This is a genomic window from Pseudomonas glycinae (assembly GCF_001594225.2).
Taxonomy (GTDB): domain Bacteria; phylum Pseudomonadota; class Gammaproteobacteria; order Pseudomonadales; family Pseudomonadaceae; genus Aquipseudomonas; species Aquipseudomonas glycinae.
On sequence record NZ_CP014205.2, the window covers coordinates 4,045,241 to 4,063,828 of the forward strand.

At 61.9% G+C, this 18,588-nt stretch carries 16 protein-coding genes; 8 read left to right on the plus strand and 8 right to left on the minus strand.

Going from position 1 to position 18,588, the window contains the following annotated elements:
- Positions 1-2 precede the first annotated feature (2 nt).
- Positions 3-854, minus strand: coding sequence for a flagellar motor stator protein MotA (motA, locus tag AWU82_RS18415; RefSeq protein WP_007952169.1), 852 nt, complete (start codon positions 852-854; stop codon positions 3-5).
- A gap of 167 nt (positions 855-1,021) precedes the next feature.
- Between motA and AWU82_RS18420 the strand changes: the two genes are divergently transcribed.
- From AWU82_RS18420 to asd, 3 genes are read left to right on the plus strand one after another with little or no spacing between them, the layout of a single operon-like run.
- Positions 1,022-2,560: an HDOD domain-containing protein gene (locus AWU82_RS18420; RefSeq protein WP_064379083.1), complete on the plus strand. Its 1,539-nt coding sequence runs from the start codon at positions 1,022-1,024 to the stop codon at positions 2,558-2,560.
- Between the two features lie 39 nt (positions 2,561-2,599).
- Positions 2,600-3,415: a rhodanese-like domain-containing protein gene (locus tag AWU82_RS18425; RefSeq protein ID WP_064379082.1), complete on the plus strand. Its 816-nt coding sequence runs from the start codon at positions 2,600-2,602 to the stop codon at positions 3,413-3,415.
- A gap of 18 nt (positions 3,416-3,433) precedes the next feature.
- Entirely contained in the window at positions 3,434-4,294 is an 861-nt protein-coding gene (gene asd / locus AWU82_RS18430; protein WP_064379081.1) for an archaetidylserine decarboxylase, read from the plus strand.
- Positions 4,295-4,354: 60 nt separating this feature from the next.
- Here the strand turns inward: asd and AWU82_RS18435 are convergent, their stop codons facing one another.
- On the minus strand, positions 4,355-4,756 hold the full coding sequence (locus AWU82_RS18435) for a lectin OAA family protein (RefSeq protein ID WP_064379080.1): 402 nt from the start codon (positions 4,754-4,756) through the stop codon (positions 4,355-4,357).
- Between the two features lie 221 nt (positions 4,757-4,977).
- On the opposite strand from AWU82_RS18435, the gene AWU82_RS18440 reads away from it, so the two are divergent.
- The gene (locus AWU82_RS18440; protein ID WP_064379079.1) at positions 4,978-6,732 is read left to right on the plus strand and encodes a cyclic-di-GMP receptor FimW-related protein; all 1,755 of its coding nucleotides are present in this window, start codon (positions 4,978-4,980) and stop codon (positions 6,730-6,732) included.
- Positions 6,733-6,771: 39 nt separating this feature from the next.
- On the opposite strand, the gene serB is transcribed toward AWU82_RS18440, so the two are convergent.
- Positions 6,772-7,986 (minus strand): phosphoserine phosphatase SerB, encoded by a 1,215-nt coding sequence (gene serB, locus AWU82_RS18445; protein ID WP_064379078.1) that lies wholly within the window; start codon positions 7,984-7,986, stop codon positions 6,772-6,774.
- 134 nt (positions 7,987-8,120) lie between these two features.
- On the opposite strand from serB, the gene AWU82_RS18450 reads away from it, so the two are divergent.
- The 3 genes from AWU82_RS18450 to AWU82_RS18460 all read left to right on the plus strand — a co-directional run bounded on the left by AWU82_RS18450 (position 8,121) and on the right by AWU82_RS18460 (position 11,517).
- Positions 8,121-9,629: an AhpA/YtjB family protein gene (locus AWU82_RS18450; RefSeq protein ID WP_064379077.1), complete on the plus strand. Its 1,509-nt coding sequence runs from the start codon at positions 8,121-8,123 to the stop codon at positions 9,627-9,629.
- Positions 9,630-10,192: 563 nt separating this feature from the next.
- Complete coding sequence (locus tag AWU82_RS18455) at positions 10,193-10,657, plus strand: hypothetical protein (protein ID WP_064382468.1); 465 nt, start codon at positions 10,193-10,195, stop codon at positions 10,655-10,657.
- Positions 10,658-10,692: 35 nt separating this feature from the next.
- Positions 10,693-11,517, plus strand: coding sequence for an SDR family oxidoreductase (locus AWU82_RS18460; protein WP_064382469.1), 825 nt, complete (start codon positions 10,693-10,695; stop codon positions 11,515-11,517).
- A 123-nt stretch (positions 11,518-11,640) separates the two neighbouring features.
- Here the strand turns inward: AWU82_RS18460 and AWU82_RS18465 are convergent, their stop codons facing one another.
- The 4 genes from AWU82_RS18465 to AWU82_RS18480 form a co-directional block, all read right to left on the minus strand.
- Positions 11,641-12,507, minus strand: coding sequence for an efflux RND transporter periplasmic adaptor subunit (locus AWU82_RS18465; protein WP_064382470.1), 867 nt, complete (start codon positions 12,505-12,507; stop codon positions 11,641-11,643).
- 17 nt (positions 12,508-12,524) lie between these two features.
- Positions 12,525-12,725 (minus strand): DUF1656 domain-containing protein, encoded by a 201-nt coding sequence (locus AWU82_RS18470; protein WP_003221811.1) that lies wholly within the window; start codon positions 12,723-12,725, stop codon positions 12,525-12,527.
- Positions 12,715-14,907 (minus strand): FUSC family protein, encoded by a 2,193-nt coding sequence (locus tag AWU82_RS18475; protein WP_064382471.1) that lies wholly within the window; start codon positions 14,905-14,907, stop codon positions 12,715-12,717. Before AWU82_RS18475 ends, AWU82_RS18470 begins: the two co-directional genes overlap by 11 nt.
- A 139-nt stretch (positions 14,908-15,046) precedes the next feature.
- Positions 15,047-16,546, minus strand: coding sequence for an efflux transporter outer membrane subunit (locus AWU82_RS18480; RefSeq protein WP_064382472.1), 1,500 nt, complete (start codon positions 16,544-16,546; stop codon positions 15,047-15,049).
- Between the two features lie 182 nt (positions 16,547-16,728).
- Between AWU82_RS18480 and AWU82_RS18485 the strand changes: the two genes are divergently transcribed.
- Positions 16,729-17,697, plus strand: coding sequence for a LysR family transcriptional regulator (locus AWU82_RS18485; protein ID WP_064382473.1), 969 nt, complete (start codon positions 16,729-16,731; stop codon positions 17,695-17,697).
- A 281-nt stretch (positions 17,698-17,978) separates the two neighbouring features.
- Here the strand turns inward: AWU82_RS18485 and AWU82_RS18490 are convergent, their stop codons facing one another.
- Positions 17,979-18,440 (minus strand): hypothetical protein, encoded by a 462-nt coding sequence (locus AWU82_RS18490; RefSeq protein WP_064382474.1) that lies wholly within the window; start codon positions 18,438-18,440, stop codon positions 17,979-17,981.
- Between the last annotated feature and the right edge of the window lie 148 nt (positions 18,441-18,588).

An 18,588-nucleotide genomic window follows, 5' to 3' on the forward strand; every position in this document is an offset into this window, starting at 1 on the left:
ACTTAACGACCGCGAACGGCTTGTTCCAGCTCGGCGAAGCTTGGACGGTGAGCCGGGTACAGAACCTTGCGACCGAACTCGACAGCCAGCGACGGCGGCATGCCGGAAGCCGAAGCCACCAGCGAGGCCTTGATGGCTTCGTAGACGTTCAGCTCTTCCTTGGCATCGTGGGCCAGGGAGTGCGCCAACGGGCCAAAGAAACCGTACGCCGCGAGAATACCGAAGAAGGTACCCACGAGTGCCGCACCCACGTGCAGACCGATGGACTTCTGATCGCCCTCACCCAGGGAGGCCATGGTCACCACGATACCCAGTACCGCCGCGACGATACCGAAACCCGGCATGGCGTCCGCGATGCCGTTCACCGCGTGGGACGGATGTTCGAGGTCTTCCTTCAGGCTGTACAGTTCCATGTCGAACAGGCCTTCCAGCTCGTGGGGAGCCATGTTGCCGGACGACATGATGCGCAGGTAGTCGCAGATGAACGCGGTCATGCGTTCGTCTTTCAGTACCGCCGGGTACTTGGCGAAGATCGGGCTCGCGGCGGCGTCTTCGATGTCGCCCTCGATGGCCATCATGCCTTCGCGGCGACTCTTGTTGAGGATCTCGTAGATCAGGCCCAGCACTTCCAGATAGAACGTGTGGCTGAAACGCGAACTGAACATGCTCAGGGATTTCTTGAGCACGTGCATCGTCATGTAGCCGGGGTTGGCCTGGAGGAAGGCTCCGAGTGCCGCACCGCCGATGATCATCACCTCGAAGGGCTGGATCAGGGCGGCAATCTTGCCGTGGGAGAGCACGTATCCGCCGAGCACGCTCGCGAATACGACGATGATGCCGATAATTTTAGCCATAGGTAGAAAGGTACTTGTTTAAGTCGGGTTCAAGGTCATATTCGGAAGTTAAAAAATCTCTTCTTCTACTTATCGGCAAAACTGCGCCAGACTATAGCCAGTTCAGGCGAAAAGCCAATTTAGCCCATGCCGGGCGCGTCTACAGTCAGTGAAGATCTCGTCCAGACATGGCTAATGAAACGAACGTCCCACACGTAAAACCGACCACACTCGATGGCTGGGTGAAGCTGCTCGACAGCGTTCGTCTGCCAGTGCCGCAAGACGCCCATGACCGGGTCTGCCGGGCGATTCGCGATGACCGCAGCTCGCTGCGCGACATCGCCGACCTGATGCAGGACAGCCCGGCGCTGGCCCTGAGCATCATCCGCGAAGCCAACCGCCACACCCACGGCAACATGACTGCACCTGCGGAAAACCTCGAAGTGGCGATCAATCGCCTCGGCCTTGGTCGCACCGAAGAGTTGCTGGCGCGCCTGCCCGCCGAACCTGCCGCACAGATCCCCCAGCCCCTGCGCCAGTTGCAGATGATCAGCCAGCACGCCACGCAACAGGCCAACGGTTTTTTCGCCAGCCGACTGGCGCGACTATGGCAGGACATCCATTGGGGCAGTCTTTTGTTTCTGTCGCCGCTGTGGCCGTTGGCGCTGACCTTTCCCAAATTGCTTGAAGAGTGGGAAGTGCGGGTTATCCATAAGGGTGAATCGGCGCGAGTCGTGGAAAAGCAGCTGTTCGGCGTGCGCCTGCTGAAGATCGGCGAGGCGCTGGTGCAAGTCTGGCGTCTGCCGGTCTGGGTGCAGCAAGGTTATCGGCTGCTGCTGACCGAACAGCGCGAACTGGTCAAGGTCCTGCGCATTGCCCGCGACGTCGATCATCCGTTGCGCCAGCAGAATCGCCTTGATGACGACCCGACCCTGCGCCGCTGGCTCAACCAGCCGGCCAACACCGTGTTGCTGGCCAACGGACTGGCACTGTCGGCGCAACAGGCCTGGGACAGTCCGCACAGTGAGCGCTGGCAATTCCTGACCAGCCTCTACCTGCAAATCTCGATGGACGAGGTGCAACAACAATTGCACCAACAGGCCGCCGTCAGCGCTCGCCATCATTTCATGCCGGACCTTTGGCATCCGGCGCTTTCGCTGCTGTGGCCGTGGGGCACCCGTCGCCTTCCAGCCGGAATGCTGTCGGCTGCGGCGCCGTCCGCTGAAGACCTGAGCCAATGGCGCCGGCAATGCGCGGAGCTGCTGGCCGTGCCAAGCCGCTTCACCAACGCCATGAGCCTGACCGTCGCCGCCCGCGATGCACTGGTCGCCAGCGGCATGCGCCGGGTGATGATCCTGATGGCCGACCGCGGCCACGCCAATCTGCGCGTCCATCAAACCTCGGGGTTGCCGAAGGACGCCGCTGCGCTGAATTTCGTCGTCAGCCAGAGTTCAGTGTTGCAACGCTTGCTCGCGCAGCAGGCGCAAGTGCGGATCACCCCGGACAACAACGCCCAGTTTTCCGCCCTGCTGCCGCCCTCGCTGCGCGCCCTTTTCCGTGGTGAACACCTGTTCCTGCGTTCACTAGTGAACAACGGCCGGGTGATCATGATCGTGGTCGCCGACCAGGGTGGCGGGCCGTTCGCCGACATCACCGTGCAAGCCTTCGGCAAAACCGCGCAGTGCATCGAGAAAGCCCTGCACAGTTTTAGCCAGCGCGGCCAATGACAGCTACAATCCTTCCCCTTTGTGCTCTGGAGACCTCACATGTCTGATTTCTCTGGCCTGGCCCTGGTGATCGAGCCGAGCGACCTGCTGCCGCGCCTCGAATCCCGCGATCTGATTCTGGTGGATCTGACCAGTGCCGCCCGCTACGCCGAGGGACATATTCCCGGCGCACGCTTCGTCGATCCGAAACGCACCCAGCTGGGTCAGGCGCCGGCTCCGGGGCTGTTGCCGAGCAAGGAAAAACTCGAAGAACTGTTCGGTGAGCTGGGTCATCGCAAAGATGCGGTCTACGTGGTCTATGACGACGAAGGCGGCGGCTGGGCCGGGCGCTTCATCTGGCTGCTCGACGTGATCGGTCATGACAAATACCACTACCTCGACGGCGGTCTGCCAGCGTGGCTGGCGGAAGGTTCGCCGATGTCGATCCAGATTCCTCCGGCGGCGGGCGGCCCGGTTGCCCTGACCCTGCACGAGGAACCGACCGCCACCCGCGAGTACCTGCAAAGCCGTCTCGGTGCCGCAGACCTGGCGATCTGGGACGCTCGCGGGCCGCTGGAGTATTCCGGTGAGAAGGTCCTGGCGGCCAAGGGCGGGCACATCCCCGGCGCCGTCAATTTCGAATGGACGGCGGGCATGGATCAGGCGCGTCAATTGCGCATCCGTACCGACATGCCGCAGATCCTGGAAAACCTCGGGATCACCAAGGACAAAGAAATCATTACCCACTGCCAGACCCATCACCGGTCCGGTTTCACTTATCTGGTGGCCAAGGCCCTCGGTTATCCGCGGGTCAAGGGCTACGCCGGTTCCTGGGGCGAATGGGGCAACCACCCCGACACCCCCGTCGAGCTTTAAGGATTTTTAAGGACAGTCATGAAAGAGCGTTTGTTTATCATCAGCCAATACCTGTTGCCGCATCACTTGCTGTCGCGCCTGGCCGGCTGCGTCGCCGAGTGCCGCGTGCGCTGGTTCAAGAATGCCTTCACCACCTGGTTCGCCAAGCGTTATCAAGTGGACATGTCGCAGGCACTGGTTGAAGACGTGACCGCTTACGAGCATTTCAACGCCTTCTTCACCCGCGCCCTGAAAGACGGCGCACGTCCGCTGGACCAGACCCCGGGCGCGATCCTCAGCCCGGCCGACGGCGCGATCAGCCAGCTCGGCCCGATCGAGCACGGCCGCATCTTCCAGGCCAAGGGCCACAGCTTCAGCGTGCTGGAACTGCTGGGCGGCGACGCGGCCAATGCGGCGCCGTTCATGGGCGGTGAATTCGCCACTGTTTACCTGTCACCGAAGGACTACCACCGCGTGCACATGCCGCTGGCCGGCACCCTGCGCGAAATGGTCTACATTCCGGGCCGGATCTTCTCGGTCAACCAGACCACCGCGGAAAACGTTCCTGAACTGTTCGCCCGCAACGAGCGCGTGGCGTGCATCTTCGACACCGAGCGCGGGCCGATGGCCGTGGTGCTGGTGGGCGCGATGATCGTGGCATCGATCGAAACCGTATGGGCCGGTCTGGTCACGCCGCCGAAGCGCGAACTGAAAACCTTCCGCTACGACGAAGCCGCCCGTGCGCCGATCCATCTGGAAAAAGGTGCGGAACTGGGGCGCTTCAAGCTGGGTTCGACCGCGATTGTGCTGTTCGGGCCGGATCAGGTGAAGTGGGTTGAAGAATTGAAAGCCGGCTCGCCGGTACAGATGGGTCAGGCCCTGGCACAGTCGAACGCCTGAACCGGTTGATCCGCCCTTTCGCACGTCTGCGAAGGGGCGGATACGACCTGGGTGGCGCCGTTACTCTATCTGCCCACGGAAGCCGATCGGCCCTTCGTTGGCGTAGGTATTGGTGCCACTGAGGTTTTTCCCTCCGTCATTGGACGTGACACTCAACGCGATAACGTTCTGGTTATCCCGCCCGCCGATCACCCACTTGCCACCTGGATGCCAGGGGGCATCGTTGCCACCCCACTGGTTTTCGACGTTGTACTGGTTCTGGCCAGTGCGCTGAGCCTTGAAGCCAATAGGGCCTTCGCCGGCGTAGGTCATGGTGCCGGTAAAGGTTTTGCCACCGTCGCCGGACTTGATGTCGATCGCCACGACGTTCTGGTTGTCCCGCGCGCCCAGCACCCAGGTTCCACCCGGATGCCAAGGTGCCGAACTACCGCCCCATTGATTTGCCACTGCGTATTTAGACATGAACCTCATCTCCTTGAAGTTTCGGGAGACCTGCCCCGACGTTGACGGCAGGCCGTGCAACCGTGCGTTTCCGATCGCACGTCAGACAGCCTAGTAGCGCCTGCGGAAATGGCACCAGGCCAGCAGACCAACGGTAAAAAAGCCTGACAAACGCCAGCGAAACGGACCACAACTGCTAAAGTTTTGGCATTGCCCTATTCGCCGCCGGAGCTTGTCACGGCATGAGTGAGCCACGATCCCGACCACCACTGGCTACCCCGACACCCACGCAGTTGCGCTTGTCTTTCTGTGAAGCCACCCCACGCGACCTCAGGCGCTGGATTGCCGATCTGCCCAAGGCCAACATCGGCGAAACCGCGCGCCTGCTGTATCAAGGCCTCGGCGAAATCAATCAATTGCTGACCCCCAGCGACAACCGCCTGCATTTGCTGGAGCTGTTGCGGCCCGAGGTGTATTTCGTCTGCCAGCATCTGGAGCGGCATTTTCTGCATCAGGCGATCATGCTCGATGAGCGCTCACGCAAGATCAGCAATCTGTGCCAGGCCCTGCAAAGTCAGCTGGCCATCGGTTACAAACAGATCATTGTGCGGATTGCACCCAAGTACTCGCGGGATCGCGCGGCATTGGTGAGCGAAGCGCTGCAACGGGCGGCTCATGCACTCAAAGGGCAACTGGTTCGCGCCGCGCAGTTGTACAGCGCCGCACCGGAACAGCTGTGGTTCGAACTGCATCAATTGTTTCGCTGCGCCTGCGAACTGCAACTGCAGCATCGCCGGGTGCGAGACGACCTCGCCAGTCTGACCGGCGAGTTGAGCGTCGAACAGACCTACCTCGCCGCCCTGCTGCTGGGTAGCGCACGCTGCAATCAGTTGCGGCAGAATCAGATCGCGCGCCTGGCCCAAGTAGTGGAACCGTGGAGCGCGTGGCTGAAACTGCAGCCCGCCAATCCGGGCGCGGGCTTGTTCGCGGTCTCGACAGACATCGACGCCGGCCCGCGCTACCGCTCCCAGTTCCGCAGCGAGCAACAGGCAGGCTTGCTCGGTTTCGATCCGCAACCGCTGGTGAATGCCATCGAGGCCCACCTTCTGCAGCAGGACGCAACGACGCCGCTGCCCGTGCCGGCCGGCCTGACCCTCGACACCCTGCAACATTTGCACGCGACTTGGGGCGAAGCCGCCGAACGCAGCTTCCAGCGCACCGTCGGCCAGGGCAACTTGACCGTGTGCGTCGGCATGAGCGCCCTGCACTTTTACCTGGGCGGCGAACGCACTTTCAGCGAACTGCTAAAGCACCCCGGAACCCGTGCGGCAAATTTCAGCCGCGCGGTGGTTCAGGGCGAAAAGGACGGCTGGAGCCAGGCGTTCGATGCCGCGCCGCAGAGCAAGGCCGACGAGTTTTTGCCTTACGAAGAGATCCGCTACGAACCGCTGGCCGACGACGAAAGCGACACTGACAGCCGGCCGCATTACCCGACCTATGCATTGCCGGTCATCAACCACAGCCCCGGTGGTTACTGCCTGGCCTGGCCAAAAGAAGTACCCGCTGAATTACAGGCCGGGGAAATGATCGGGATTCAGGACAGCCTCAATCAAGGCTGGAGCATTGCCGTCGTACGCTGGATCCGCCAGGTGCGCGGCGCGGGGACGCAGATGGGCATCGAATTGGTGGCGCCACACGCTCAGCCCTGCGGCTTGCAGCTGGTGCGCACGCGGGATGATCACAGTCATTATTTGCGAGGTTTGCTACTGCCGGAAATCAGCGCCATCGACTTGCCCGCGACGCTATTGGCACCACGGCTGCCGTTTCAGGAAGGCAACAAAGTGCTGATCAACACCCAGGGCGAAGAACACCGCGCCGGGCTGGATCGGCGGGTGGCGAGCACACACAGTTTCAATCAGTTCGCCTATCGCTCGCTGGAGACCGCCAAAAATGGCGAGAGTGAAGAGGATTTCGACTCGTTGTGGAAATCCCTTTGAGCCAGGACCGCAGCCAAGGGCTGCGATCCTGTGCCTGGGTCAGAGCTGCCCGTCGCGATCGCGGAAGCCCAGCAGGTACAGCACACCATCCAGACCGAGGGTCGAGATCGCCTGCTTCGCCGACTGCTTGACCAGCGGTTTGGCGCGGAACGCCACGCCCAGACCGGCAATCGCCAGCATCGGCAGGTCATTGGCGCCATCGCCCACGGCGATGGTCTGCTCCAGACGCAAACCTTCTTTTTCAGCCAGTTGCTTCAGCAGATCGGCCTTGCGCTGGGCATCGACGATCGGCTCGATCGCCACGCCGGTGCACTTGCCGTCGACCACTTCCAGTTCGTTGGCGAACACATAGTCGATACCGAGCCTGGCCTGAAGTTGCTTGGCGAAGTAGGTGAAGCCGCCCGACAGGATCGCGGTCTTGTAGCCCAGTCGCTTGAGTTCGGCGAACAGGGTTTCGGCGCCTTCGGTCAGGCGCAGCGAGGCGCCGATCGAATCGAGCACGCTGACATCCAGGCCCTTGAGCAGCGCCAGGCGCTCTTTGAAGCTGGCGCGGAAGTCCAGCTCGCCGGCCATTGCCCGCTCGGTGATTTGCGAAACCTGATCGCCAACGCCGGCGGCTTTGGCCAGTTCGTCGATGACTTCGGCTTCGATCAGGGTCGAGTCCATGTCGAACACCGCCAGACGACGGTTGCGACGGAACAGCGAATCTTCCTGGAAGGCGATGTCGACGTTCAGCTCCTGTGCCACGCTGAGGAACTCGGCGCGCAGGGCTTGCGGATCGGCGGCTTCGCCGCGCACGGAGAACTCGATGCAGCCCTTGCCCTTGTCAGCCGGGGTGTCCAGCGGCATACGACCCGACAGACGGTCGATATGGTCGATGTTCAGGCCGTATTTGGCGGTGATCGAGCTCACGGCCTGCAACTGGCCGGCGGTGACCTTGCGGGTCAGCAGGGTAACGATGTGGCGCTTCTTGCCCTGATTGCCCACCCATTGCTGGTAATCCTCTTCGGACACCGGGGTGAAGCGCACCTGCTGATCGAGCTCATAGCCCTTGAACAGGATGTCCTTGAGCACCGACTTGCCTTGCTCGGAGTCGGGAATTTCCACGAGGATGCCGAACGACAGCATGTCGTGGATCACCGCCTGACCGATGTCGAGGATATTCACACCACCCTGGGCCAGTACACCGGTAATGGCCGCCGTCAGACCAGGACGGTCGACTCCCGTGATGTTAATCAGGACGATTTCGCGCAACGCGCACCCCCGCAACTGGAAAAAAACCGCATTCTACCCACTTTCAGTGACCATCGGGCACCGCCAGCGCTTTGCCGGTCTAGGGCCTGTCGCTATACTGCGCGTCAACTTCACGGACAAAAGAGCCGAGCTCAGTGAACCGGCCCACGCCAGTTAAAACCGATAACTTCTTTCTGCTGATCTTCCGTGCACTGCGCCACCGCCGTGTACCGATTGCATTGCGCATTGCCAGCCATAACGTGATCCTGGTCGCCCTGGCCCTGGTGATCTATGCCTGCGTGATGGGCCTGCAGTTCAAGCAGGCCATGCACGAGCAGGCCGATGCGCTGGGCGAAAGCCTGACCACGCAGACCGCCACCTCCGCCACCGAACTGCTGGTGTCCAACGACATCCTCAGCCTCAACGTGCTGCTCAACAACCTGACCAAGAACAAGCTGGTGGCCCACGCCGCCATCTACAGCGTGGACAACCGCATCCTCGCCGAGTCCGGTCAGCGGCCCAAGCACGGCCTGCTCGGCGAAGCCGAGGGCATGTACGAGAGCAAGATCACCTTCCAGGACGTGACCGCCGGGCAACTGCGCATCAGCCTGGACATGGATCAGTTCCAGCAGCCGATGACCATCAGCCTGCAAAGCATGGGCATCCTGAGTGCGATCCTGCTGGCACTGTCCCTGGCCCTGAGCCTGCGTCTGGGCCGGCACATTTCCACGCCGCTGCTGCAACTGCGTGTATGGCTGCGCCGGATCGACGAATACACGCCGGGGATCGAGCGTCAGGACGAGATCGGCGATCTTGCCCGCCAGTTGCACGCCAACTACGCCCCGGAGCCGGCCGAACCGGAGCCCGAGCCGGAGCCCGAGTTCGAGGACGACGAGCCGGAATTCGAAGTGCGCAACCTGCGTGATCCAAGTTTTGACAAAAGCCGCCCGATGGCCGCGCAGAAGCCCGCGCCACGCCATGTGGTCAGCACCGTTGAAGACGACGATGACGAAGACCCGTTCGCCGATCTGCGTGACGAGTCGCTGAGCGATGCCGCGCAACCGGCCGTGCGCCGCCCGACCCCGAGCGTGCCGCAACACACGGCGGTGCTGGCGGTGCAACTGGGCTCGCAGGAACAACTGCGCCGCTTGCCGCGGGCACGACTGGAAGAGTTGCAGGATCGCTATCGCGATTGCCTGGAACAGGCCGCTTCGTTGTACCAGGGCGAAATCGAAACCCTGAACGACGGCAGCACGCTGATGCTGTTCCACACCGAAGACAGCGGCGACGATTACCTGACCAACGCCATCTGCTGCGGCGAACTGCTGCGAGCGCTGGGCCACCAGTTGCAGATCGAAGTCGCCGACAGCGGCATCACCCTGCAATTGCAGTTGGGCCTGACCCTCGGCGACGAACTGTTCGGCCTGAGCCAGATCGACCTGTTGCTGACCGATTCCGCCCAGGACGCGCTGGCCCTGTCGCAACACAGCCGCAACCTGTTGCTGGTGGAGCGCAAGATCGGTGATGACGCGCTGATTCGCCAGCGTGCACGGATCCGGCCGATTGCCAGCCCTGAGGGGGCTTGCTGCGTGGAGCGGTTGATGGAGCCTTATCCGTCGATGCTTGAGCGGCAACTGGCGCGGATGCATGAGCGTCGGGCTTAAGCCTTAAGCCAGTTACAAACAAGCCCGCAGACGAGTGATTGTCTGCGGGCTTTTTTGTGCGTGGTGTCTCGTCCTGAATAAGGTTGGCGAACCCCTTCAGCTCGACTTGCGGGCCGGCATCGACGCTGTCCGAGCGAATCACCGTGGCGTCCAGGGTAAACACCTGCTTCAGGTTGGCCGGCGTCAGCGGATTGCCGGCCTGCGACAGCCAAAGTCGCGGGTCCCACTGTTTCACCGCACGCCCCGCAGCGTCATGCAGGGTGCGGTTGATCCGGGACTCGACCGGTCCGTCCTCGATGTCTCGGCAATAGTCGACCGTGCGCACCGGCAAGCCGCGCGGGTCGATCACAGACATCCTCGGCGTATTGATGTGCAAGCTCATGGAGCGCGCTTCCCCGCAATTGGCATTCGGTGTGCCTCTGGCATCACAGCAAGCTCAGCGCTGTTTCGGCTACTGTCGGAAATGCCAGTCCCGACCAACGGCACCTGCGCGCAATCCGTGAATGTCCATTCCCGCGCCCCTTCGGTAGGATGGTCATCACGAGTTCAAGGAGTGTTAGAACATGTTCATCGGCGTCTTGCTGGTCATCACCTGGCTGATCCTGCTGTTGCGCTACCCGGCCAAGGCCTTGCCGGTGTCGATGGCCGCCGCTGTCGGCCTGGGGCTGGTGGCGATGTGGGTGGTGTGGCTGGACAACCGCGAGGTCAAGCAACTGGCGCGCCTTGAACTGCGCATCGTTTATGCCCCCGAACACTGCCCCGCCGACCGTCCGCTGTTGCTCAAGTTGAACAATGGCAACGACGTGCCGCTGACCGAACTGCGCTGGCGCATTGCCGCGTACGCGCCGGGCGATACCGTGAACCTGGCCGACAATCAATACGCCGCCCCACGCTATCGCGGCCCAGGCGAATTGCAGGCGGGCGGCAACTGGGAAGACTGCCTGCCGATGCCGCCGTTGCGCCCCGGTTATCGCCCGCAAACCCTGGAGTTTCGCGCCGAGCGCCTGCAGGGCAGTTTCTCCGACTGATCCCCCCTCCCACTGTTTTGCACAAGGAATGCGCCATGCCCGTTGCGTTGATTACCGGTTGTTCCAGCGGCATCGGCCGCGCCCTCGCCGATGCCTTCAAAAGTGCCGGCTACGAGGTCTGGGCCAGTGCACGCAAAGTTGAAGATGTCGCGACACTCGGCGCTGCCGGATTTACCGCCGTGCAGCTCGACGTCAATGACAATGCCGCGCTGGAACAACTCGCCGAGCGAATCAATCAGCAACACGGCGGCCTCGATGTGCTGATCAACAATGCCGGTTACGGCGCCATGGGGCCGCTGCTCGACGGCGGTGTTTCAGCCATGCAGCGCCAGTTCGAAACCAACGTGTTTTCGATTGTCGGCGTGACCCGTGCGCTGTTCCCGGTGCTGCGCCGGGCCAAAGGCCTGGTGGTGAATGTCGGCAGTGTTTCCGGCGTGCTGGTCACGCCATTTGCCGGCGCCTATTGCGCCTCGAAAGCGGCGGTGCATGCGTTGAGCGATGCGTTGCGCATGGAGCTGGCGCCGTTCGGAATTCGCGTGATGGAAGTACAGCCGGGGGCGATTCAGTCCAGTTTCGCCAAGAATGCCGGGCATGAGGCAGAACAACTGATCAACGAACAATCGCCGTGGTTTCCGTTGCGCGAAGGCATCCGGGCGCGGGCCAAAGCGTCCCAGGACAAACCGACGCCAGCCAGCGAATTTGCCGCCGAATTGCTCAAGGCTGTGCAGCAGAGCAAGCCACCGCGACTGATCCGCATCGGCAATGGCAGTCGGGCGCTGCCGCTGCTGGCAACGCTGTTACCCAAAGGCTTGCTGGAATCGACGTTGATGAAGCGCTTCGGCTTGCGCGGGAAGCTCTGAGATCGCGTCAGCCCCGTCGCGGGCAAGCCACGCTCCCACAGGTTTAGCGGTGCACTCAGATATTCAGTGCGACACAAAAGCCTGTGTGGCGAGCTTGCTCGCAAATGGCTACGACGCGGTCTGTCAGTTATCCACAACGTCCTGCTTCACCACAACGGTGCAGGTAATCCCCGCCGCCAGCAGCACCCCTTCCGGCACTTCATCAATGTGAATCCGCACCGGCACTCGCTGAGCCAGGCGCACCCAGTTGAAGGTCGGGTTCACATCGGCGATCAGTTCGCGGCTTTCCGGGTTGTCGCGGTCGTAGATGCCGCGGGAGATGCTTTCCACGTGACCCTTGAGGACTTCGCCGCTCATCAGTTGCATATCCGCCTTATCGCCGACCCGCACGTGAGGCAGTTTGGTCTCTTCGAAGAAGCCATAGACCCAGAAAGAGTTCATGTCGACCACGGCCATTTTCGCTTCGCCGATGCGGGCGTAGTCGCCGCGATGCACGTTAAGGTTTGTCACGTAGCCGTCCACCGCCGCCCGCACTTCGGTGCGTTTGAGGTTGAGTTCGGCGGCTTCCAGTTGGGCCTGGGCCTGTTGGTAATCGGCCAGTGCGGAGTCGGCGATGTTGCTGGCGTCGTCGCGGTTTTCCTTGGAGATCACCAGGTTGTCGAGGTCGGCGCGGCGATGGGCGTTGACCTTGCGCATCTCCCACGTGGCCTTGCGCGAAGCCACCAGCGACTGCGCCTGTTTCACCGCCAGGCGATAGTGCTCGGGGTCGATTTGCATCAGCAGATCACCTTTCTTCACCAACTGGTTGTCACGTACCGGCACGTCCACCACTTCACCGGTGACGTCGGCGGCGACGTTGATGATGTCGGCGCGCACACGGCCGTCGCGGGTCCACGGGGTGTTCATGTAGTGCTCCCACAACGTGCGGCCGATCCACAGCGCCAGGGCCAGCACCAGCAGGGTCGCGAGCAGGCTGAAAAACTTTTTCATCGGGACAATTCTCAGACTCAACGGTAGACAGTCAGCGCCATCGCGCCGAACAGACAGGTAAACAGGCTCAGGCGCAGCAGCGCCGGGTGCCAAAAGAAGCGGTACAGATCGAACCCCGACAGAAACCGGTCCAGCGCCCAGGCAAGTGCCGCGGCGACGAAAAACATCAGGGTCATGGTCGGCATGTACACGCCGTGGAAGGCGATTTCACGAGGCATGGGCAAGTCCTTCGGGCTTGGCGATGGCATAGGCGGCAAGGGGTGATTGCGGGTCGAGCAACGAGGTGCGGATGAAGTGCAGGTAGCTTTTCACCCGCCGCAGTGCCGAGGTATCGAAGTGCGGTGCGAACGGTTCGTCAGTGGCGGCGACCCGACTGATGGCGTGATCGACCGCCACCAGTGCGCGTTCCAGATTGCTCGAATTCGGTTGCAGGAACAGCCGCACCAGCGAGCGCCCCATGACCCTGATCGCCTGACGCCATGGCTGGGATTCGGCATACGCCGGATGCACCGGCAGGATCGCCTGTTCCTTGCGCAGCTCGATAATCGCGTGGCCGACTTCCAGCACCACGAACATCCAGCGCAGCAGGTTCTTCTGCACCAACGGCTGACCCGCCGCCAGCCCATAGGCCTGATGCATCAGGTCGCGGGTACGGCTTTCGAAACTCGACGCCAGCCCCTTGAGTTTGCCGCTGATCGCGTACACCACTTGCCCGCGCAGGTCCTGCTCCAGGCGCTGCCACAACCAGCGGCTGTTCGGCGGCAGAATGATCGCCCCCGCCGCCGCGCAGACCAGCATGCCCATGACCATGGCGATGTAGTCGTTGATGAAGGTGTAGGGGTTGTAGATCGTCAGGTTGTCCGGCACCGAACCGGTACTGAAAAAAATCAGCAGGCCGAGACCGACACCGGCGTATTGCGGCCGCGAGGTGAGGAACGAGCCGAGCACGATCACCGGCGCGAGCATCACGCACAGCAGCGGGAAGCCATCGATCCACGGGAAGATGAAAAACATCTCGACGAAGCCGATCAGCGCTCCGAGGAACGTGCCGCAGGCCATCTGGAACGCCATGCGTTTCGGGTTCGGCGTCGCCGCCGACAGGCCCACGGTGGCGGCGGCGATCAGGGTCATGGTCGCGCCGCTCGGCCACGCGGTGGCGACCCAGTAACTGCCGAGCACGATCAGGATGAATGACGCGCGAATCCCTGAAGCCGCTGCGGCCCACCAACTGGTTTGCGGGGTGAACGGCTCGTCCCAGCGCTCGCGTTCGTGGCGGTGATCGGCCAGCGACGCGTGGGTCTGTGCATAACTGTGCAGGTCATCGACGAAGCGATAGAGCAGTTCATACGCGGTGTGGAAATCCAGTTGCTCGGCGTCGCTCGGCTCGCTCTCCTGAAAGATCGCCCGCAGGCTGCGCACTCGCGCCGGCAAGGCTTCCTTGTAGACAGCGAGCGCCTGCACCAGACGCGCCGCGTCCGGGCTGGTCAGGGCGCGGCCGCTGAAGCCGTCGAGCACTTCGGCCAGATCCTGCAGACCCGGTTTGATCGCCGCTTCCACATGGTCGGCACCGTTGCGGCGCAGGCGCTCGAGCAACTGGTGCAGGGCGTTGAACCGGGTGGTAATGCCCATGAACTCGCTGTTCAGGCGACTGAGGCGACCGTTGCGCCGGCGCATGTGCGGGTCTTCGAACACGGTCACGCTGCGCAGCCCTTCCAGCCCGACCGCTTCGGCGATGAAGCGCACGTTGCTGGCCTCGAACGACTCCGGCTTGCTGCGTCCGCGCAGGCCATCGGTGACGAACAACGCGAACACACCGAAGCGCTGATACAAGGCGTTGCGCATCGCGGCACTGGCGGTCTGCGGCAGGATCGCGGCGCTGACCAGGGTCGAGCAGAGGATCCCCAGCGAGATCTCCAGCACCCGCCACACCGCCGCCATGAACGCACCGTCGGGATGGGCGAGCGCCGGCAAACCGACCATCGCCGCCGTGTAGCCGGCCAGCACAAAACCGTAGGCGCGGAAGTTGCGGCAACGGGCGGCGCCGGCCGAGCAGATGCCGACCCAGATCGCCAGCGAGCCGAGGAACAGTTCAGTGTTCTGGGCGAACAGCGAAATCAGCGTGACCATCATCGCCGACCCGGCCAGGGTGCCGAGGAAGCGATAGAAGCTCTTGGCGAACACCTGGCCGCTCTGCGGCTGCATGACGATGAATACGGTGATCATCGCCGTGCGCGGTTGCGGCAGTTCTAGGCGCATCGCCAGCCACAGGGTCAGGAATGCGGCAATCAACACCTTGAAGATGTAGACCCAGGTCACGCCGTCGCTGCGCGCCCAGTCGAAGAAACCCCGGCGCCATTCCAGGGAGTAGAGCCAGCGCAAAGGTGCGGGCAAGGGAGTCATTTGGTCGTGCTCAAAAATTCAGTCGAACCGTAGAAACTGTGGAAGCGGGCTTGCTCGCGAATGCGCTGTGTCAGACAACACATGGGCTGCCTGACACTCCCTCTTCGCGAGCAAGCCCGCTCCCACAGGGGTTGTGTGTTCAACGCAGGAGGGCCGGGGTTTTCGGGGCGGCGGTCTGCTCAAAAGTCGGCACGTCGTTACCCGCACCAAGGCCACCGCCCAATGCCGTCACCAGTTCCGCATGAGCACTCAAACGCGCCGCCTGCACCTGCTGTTGAACCTGCTGCTGTTTGAACAGCAGGGTCTGGGCATTGAGCACGTTGAGGTAATCGGTGAGGCCGCGCTGGTAGGCGATCATCGCGATGTCGTAGGTCTTCTGCGCCGTGGCCACGGACTCGGCGGCGAATGTCTGCTGCTTGTCCATCGACTCGCGGCGGATCAGTTGATCGGAGATGTTCTTCAGCGCATTGACCAGGGTCTGGTTGTAATGCGCGACGGCGATGTCATAACCCGCCGAGGCTTCGCCCAGTTCGGCACGCAGTCGCCCGCCGTCAAAAATCGGCAGCGAGATCGCCGGCCCGACGTTGTAGTTGAGCTTCTTGCCGGTCAGGAACTCCAGCGCCCCGCCGCCGGTGGCCATGTAGCCGAGGCTGCCGACCAGATCGACGTTGGGGTAGAACCCGGCATGCGCGACATCGATCCCGCGCGCCTGCGCCGCCACTTGCCAGCGACTGGCGACCACGTCCGGTCGCTGACCGAGCAGTTCGGCGGGCAGTGCCGACGGCAGTTTCAGCGCAGCGCCGAGGGACAGGGACGGCCGCTCCAACTGCGCGCCGGCACCCGGCCCTTTGCCGGCCAGTGCAGCGATCTGGTTGCGGCTCAGGGCGATCTCTTCGTCCAGTGCATCCAGTTGCCGATGGGTTTCCGGCAGCGGGGTTTCGGCCTGGCTGACTTCAAAGTGGGTGCCGATCCCGCCGTCCAGGCGTTTCTGCGCCAGCTCAAGAATCTGCTGTTGCTGCTTGAGCGTCGCCGCGACGATATCGCGCTGGGCATAGTGCAACGACAACTCGATGTAGGCGCGCACGATGTTGTTCTGCAATTCCAGCTGCGCCTGACGCGCCTCGGCCGCGCTCATGTGCGCAAGATCCACCGCACGCTCGGTGCTGTTGCTTTCACGACCCCAGAGGTCGAGGGCGTAACTGAAACCCAGCGCAGCGTTGTTGTCCCAAGTCGTGGTATTGGCCAGCTCACCGGGGCCGTAGAACTGATCGGTCGGCCAGTTGTGGCGCTTGAGGGTCGACTCGCCATTGATCTGCAACGACTCGGCGGCTTCGGCGACACCGGCCAGTGACTGGGCCTGACGCACGCGCGCGGCGGCCATGGCCAGGGTCGGGCTGCCTTGCACGGCAAGGTCGATCCAGCGATTGAGTTGCGGGTCACCGTAGGCTTGCCACCATTGGGCGGTGGGCCAGTTTGCGTCACGGGCGGCGTGGGCGATGGCCTCGTCGGTGGCCAGTTCATTAGCCTCCAGAGCCTTGCCCTGCGGGGCAATTCCTCCGGTTCCAATGCAGCCGCCGAGACCTAACGAAAGAGCCAGAACACTGAGCGGCAAAAGCGCTCTGTTGATGCGACGCGGCACTGCTGCGAATTCCTGAGGTGGGAGATGTTTCGAGGTGGGCGCAATTCTAGGGGGGCGCCATGACGGCGATAAGCTGGGAATCCTGTGAATCTTTGTTACCGTTAACGAGATAATCCCTTGGTCGGGGGTCTCAGCCACTGAAACTTCGTGTCACAATTTGCCATCTCCCTTGAGAGCACCCCATGGACACTTTGCAAAACATGCGCGCCTTCAGTTGTGTGGCCGAAGCGGGCAGCTTCACCGCCGCTGCCGTGCAGCTCGACACCACCACCGCCAACGTCTCGCGCGCGGTCTCCAACCTTGAGGCCCACCTGCAAACCCGCTTGCTCAATCGCACGACCCGCCGCATCGCGCTCACCGAAGCCGGCAAGCGCTACCTGCTGCGCTGCGAGCAGATCCTCGCCTACGTCGAAGAGGCCGAAGCCGAAGCCAGCGAGGCCCACGCCCGCCCGGCCGGACAGCTGAAAGTCCACACCATGACCGGCATCGGCCAGCACTTCGTGATCGACGCCATCGCCCGCTACCGCAAGACCCACCCGGACGTGACCTTCGACCTGACCATGGCCAACCGCGTGCCGGACCTGCTCGACGAAGGCTACGACGTGTCCATCGTCCTCGCTCGCGAACTGCCGGACTCGGGCTTCGTCTCGCAACGCCTGGGCATCACCTACAGCATCGTCTGCGCCTCCCCGGCCTACGTGAAAGCCAACGGCTGCGCACAAAAACCCAGCGACCTGCTGAACCACGCCTGCCTGCGCCTGGTGAGCCCGGTAATCCCCCTGGAAAAATGGGCCTTCGACGGCCCGGAAGGCCAGGAAATGGTCACCATCAACAGCTCACCCTTTTTGGTGAACTCCGCCGACGCGATGAAAACCGCGATCACCAGCGGGATGGGGGTCGGTGTATTGCCGGTGTACGCCGCGATAGAAGGCTTGCGCAATGGCTCGCTGGTACGGGTGATGCCGAACTACCGCTCGCAGGAACTGAACCTGTATGCGATCTACCCGTCGCGGCAGTACCTGGACGCGAAGATCAAGACTTGGGTCGAGTACCTGCGTGGGTCGTTGCCGGAGATATTGGCGGGGCATCAGGCGGAATTGGCGGCTTATGAGATGAGTGGGAGTCTGGGTGGAGCCAGGCTGGCGAACTGAGTTTACCGTCCTACAGACGGGGTGATTTGCGAGGACGTTTCCGACAAGTCGCGTCGGTTGCCCCTCGGAAACGAGGTGGGTAGGCTTTTGAGGGGCGCTGACGCATCAGCGGCCGGGTCTGGATAACGTCGAAGTACAACGTCATCCCACACACAGCCAAGCCGCTCTGACCAATGCGACCTGCCAGCGACAACTGCATTCGCTGGCAGCTCGGATGGGACGCAGAGGGTCCCGGGCTGCATTCCCAAGCAGAGCGCGGGAACGATTAAAATAGAGCCGTGCTACTTCTTCACTTGCTCAAGACCTGAAACATTTTTGAATGCACCAATCGCTTTTAACCTTGGCTCAGTAGGACTGTTTTGAACTTCCAAGTTAAACCCAACTTCCAATGTACCTTTACTACGGTCGAAAGTCATATTTACATTTCCACTACCGTAAACAGCCGGGAACGGCGTGATTTTTGTCCCCCCTGCGACCTCTTCGAACAAAGCATAACTAATATACATCCCTGAATCTGCCTCATAATCATGCCTACCATCAGGGATATCAGCTTTAAAGCTGAACGCCAGAGCCCCTGATCGCTTGTCATCAAACTGCTGACGTGCACTGACGTAAACTTCCTCATTATCCGTTACAAAGATGTCAACCTCGCCGTTGAATGGTACAAGATTATCAATGAGAGCATTGGCTGTACCGCTCACATTTTCTTGTTGGTTTGAAAACAGAAAAAATTCATTCTTCATGGGAAGTCCTTTTATGTTGACTGTCGCGGAAAATGCGAAATAAAAGACTGCCATTATTATTAATTTCCGCACCTGTCAGAACTGACAGCCTTAGAGACCCATTCGCAATAAAAGCCTTTATCGGCGTTTCTTTTTGTTATAAGCGAAA

Excerpts from the sequence above, each read along its gene's own strand:
- AWU82_RS18465 (WP_064382470.1), bottom strand. The coding sequence starts at position 12,507 with ATGAAAAAGTTTTTCAGCCTGCTCGCGACCCTGCTGGTGCTGGCCCTG.
- AWU82_RS18455 (WP_064382468.1), top strand. The coding sequence starts at position 10,193 with ATGTTCATCGGCGTCTTGCTGGTCATCACCTGGCTGATCCTGCTGTTG.
- AWU82_RS18435 (WP_064379080.1), bottom strand. The coding sequence starts at position 4,756 with ATGTCTAAATACGCAGTGGCAAATCAATGGGGCGGTAGTTCGGCACCT.
- AWU82_RS18475 (WP_064382471.1), bottom strand. The coding sequence starts at position 14,907 with ATGACTCCCTTGCCCGCACCTTTGCGCTGGCTCTACTCCCTGGAATGG.
- asd (WP_064379081.1), top strand. The coding sequence starts at position 3,434 with ATGAAAGAGCGTTTGTTTATCATCAGCCAATACCTGTTGCCGCATCAC.
- AWU82_RS18485 (WP_064382473.1), top strand. The coding sequence starts at position 16,729 with ATGGACACTTTGCAAAACATGCGCGCCTTCAGTTGTGTGGCCGAAGCG.
- AWU82_RS18470 (WP_003221811.1), bottom strand. The coding sequence starts at position 12,725 with ATGCCTCGTGAAATCGCCTTCCACGGCGTGTACATGCCGACCATGACC.
- motA (WP_007952169.1), bottom strand. The coding sequence starts at position 854 with ATGGCTAAAATTATCGGCATCATCGTCGTATTCGCGAGCGTGCTCGGC.
- AWU82_RS18490 (WP_064382474.1), bottom strand. The coding sequence starts at position 18,440 with ATGAAGAATGAATTTTTTCTGTTTTCAAACCAACAAGAAAATGTGAGC.
- AWU82_RS18440 (WP_064379079.1), top strand. The coding sequence starts at position 4,978 with ATGAGTGAGCCACGATCCCGACCACCACTGGCTACCCCGACACCCACG.
- AWU82_RS18460 (WP_064382469.1), top strand. The coding sequence starts at position 10,693 with ATGCCCGTTGCGTTGATTACCGGTTGTTCCAGCGGCATCGGCCGCGCC.
- AWU82_RS18420 (WP_064379083.1), top strand. The coding sequence starts at position 1,022 with ATGGCTAATGAAACGAACGTCCCACACGTAAAACCGACCACACTCGAT.
- AWU82_RS18425 (WP_064379082.1), top strand. The coding sequence starts at position 2,600 with ATGTCTGATTTCTCTGGCCTGGCCCTGGTGATCGAGCCGAGCGACCTG.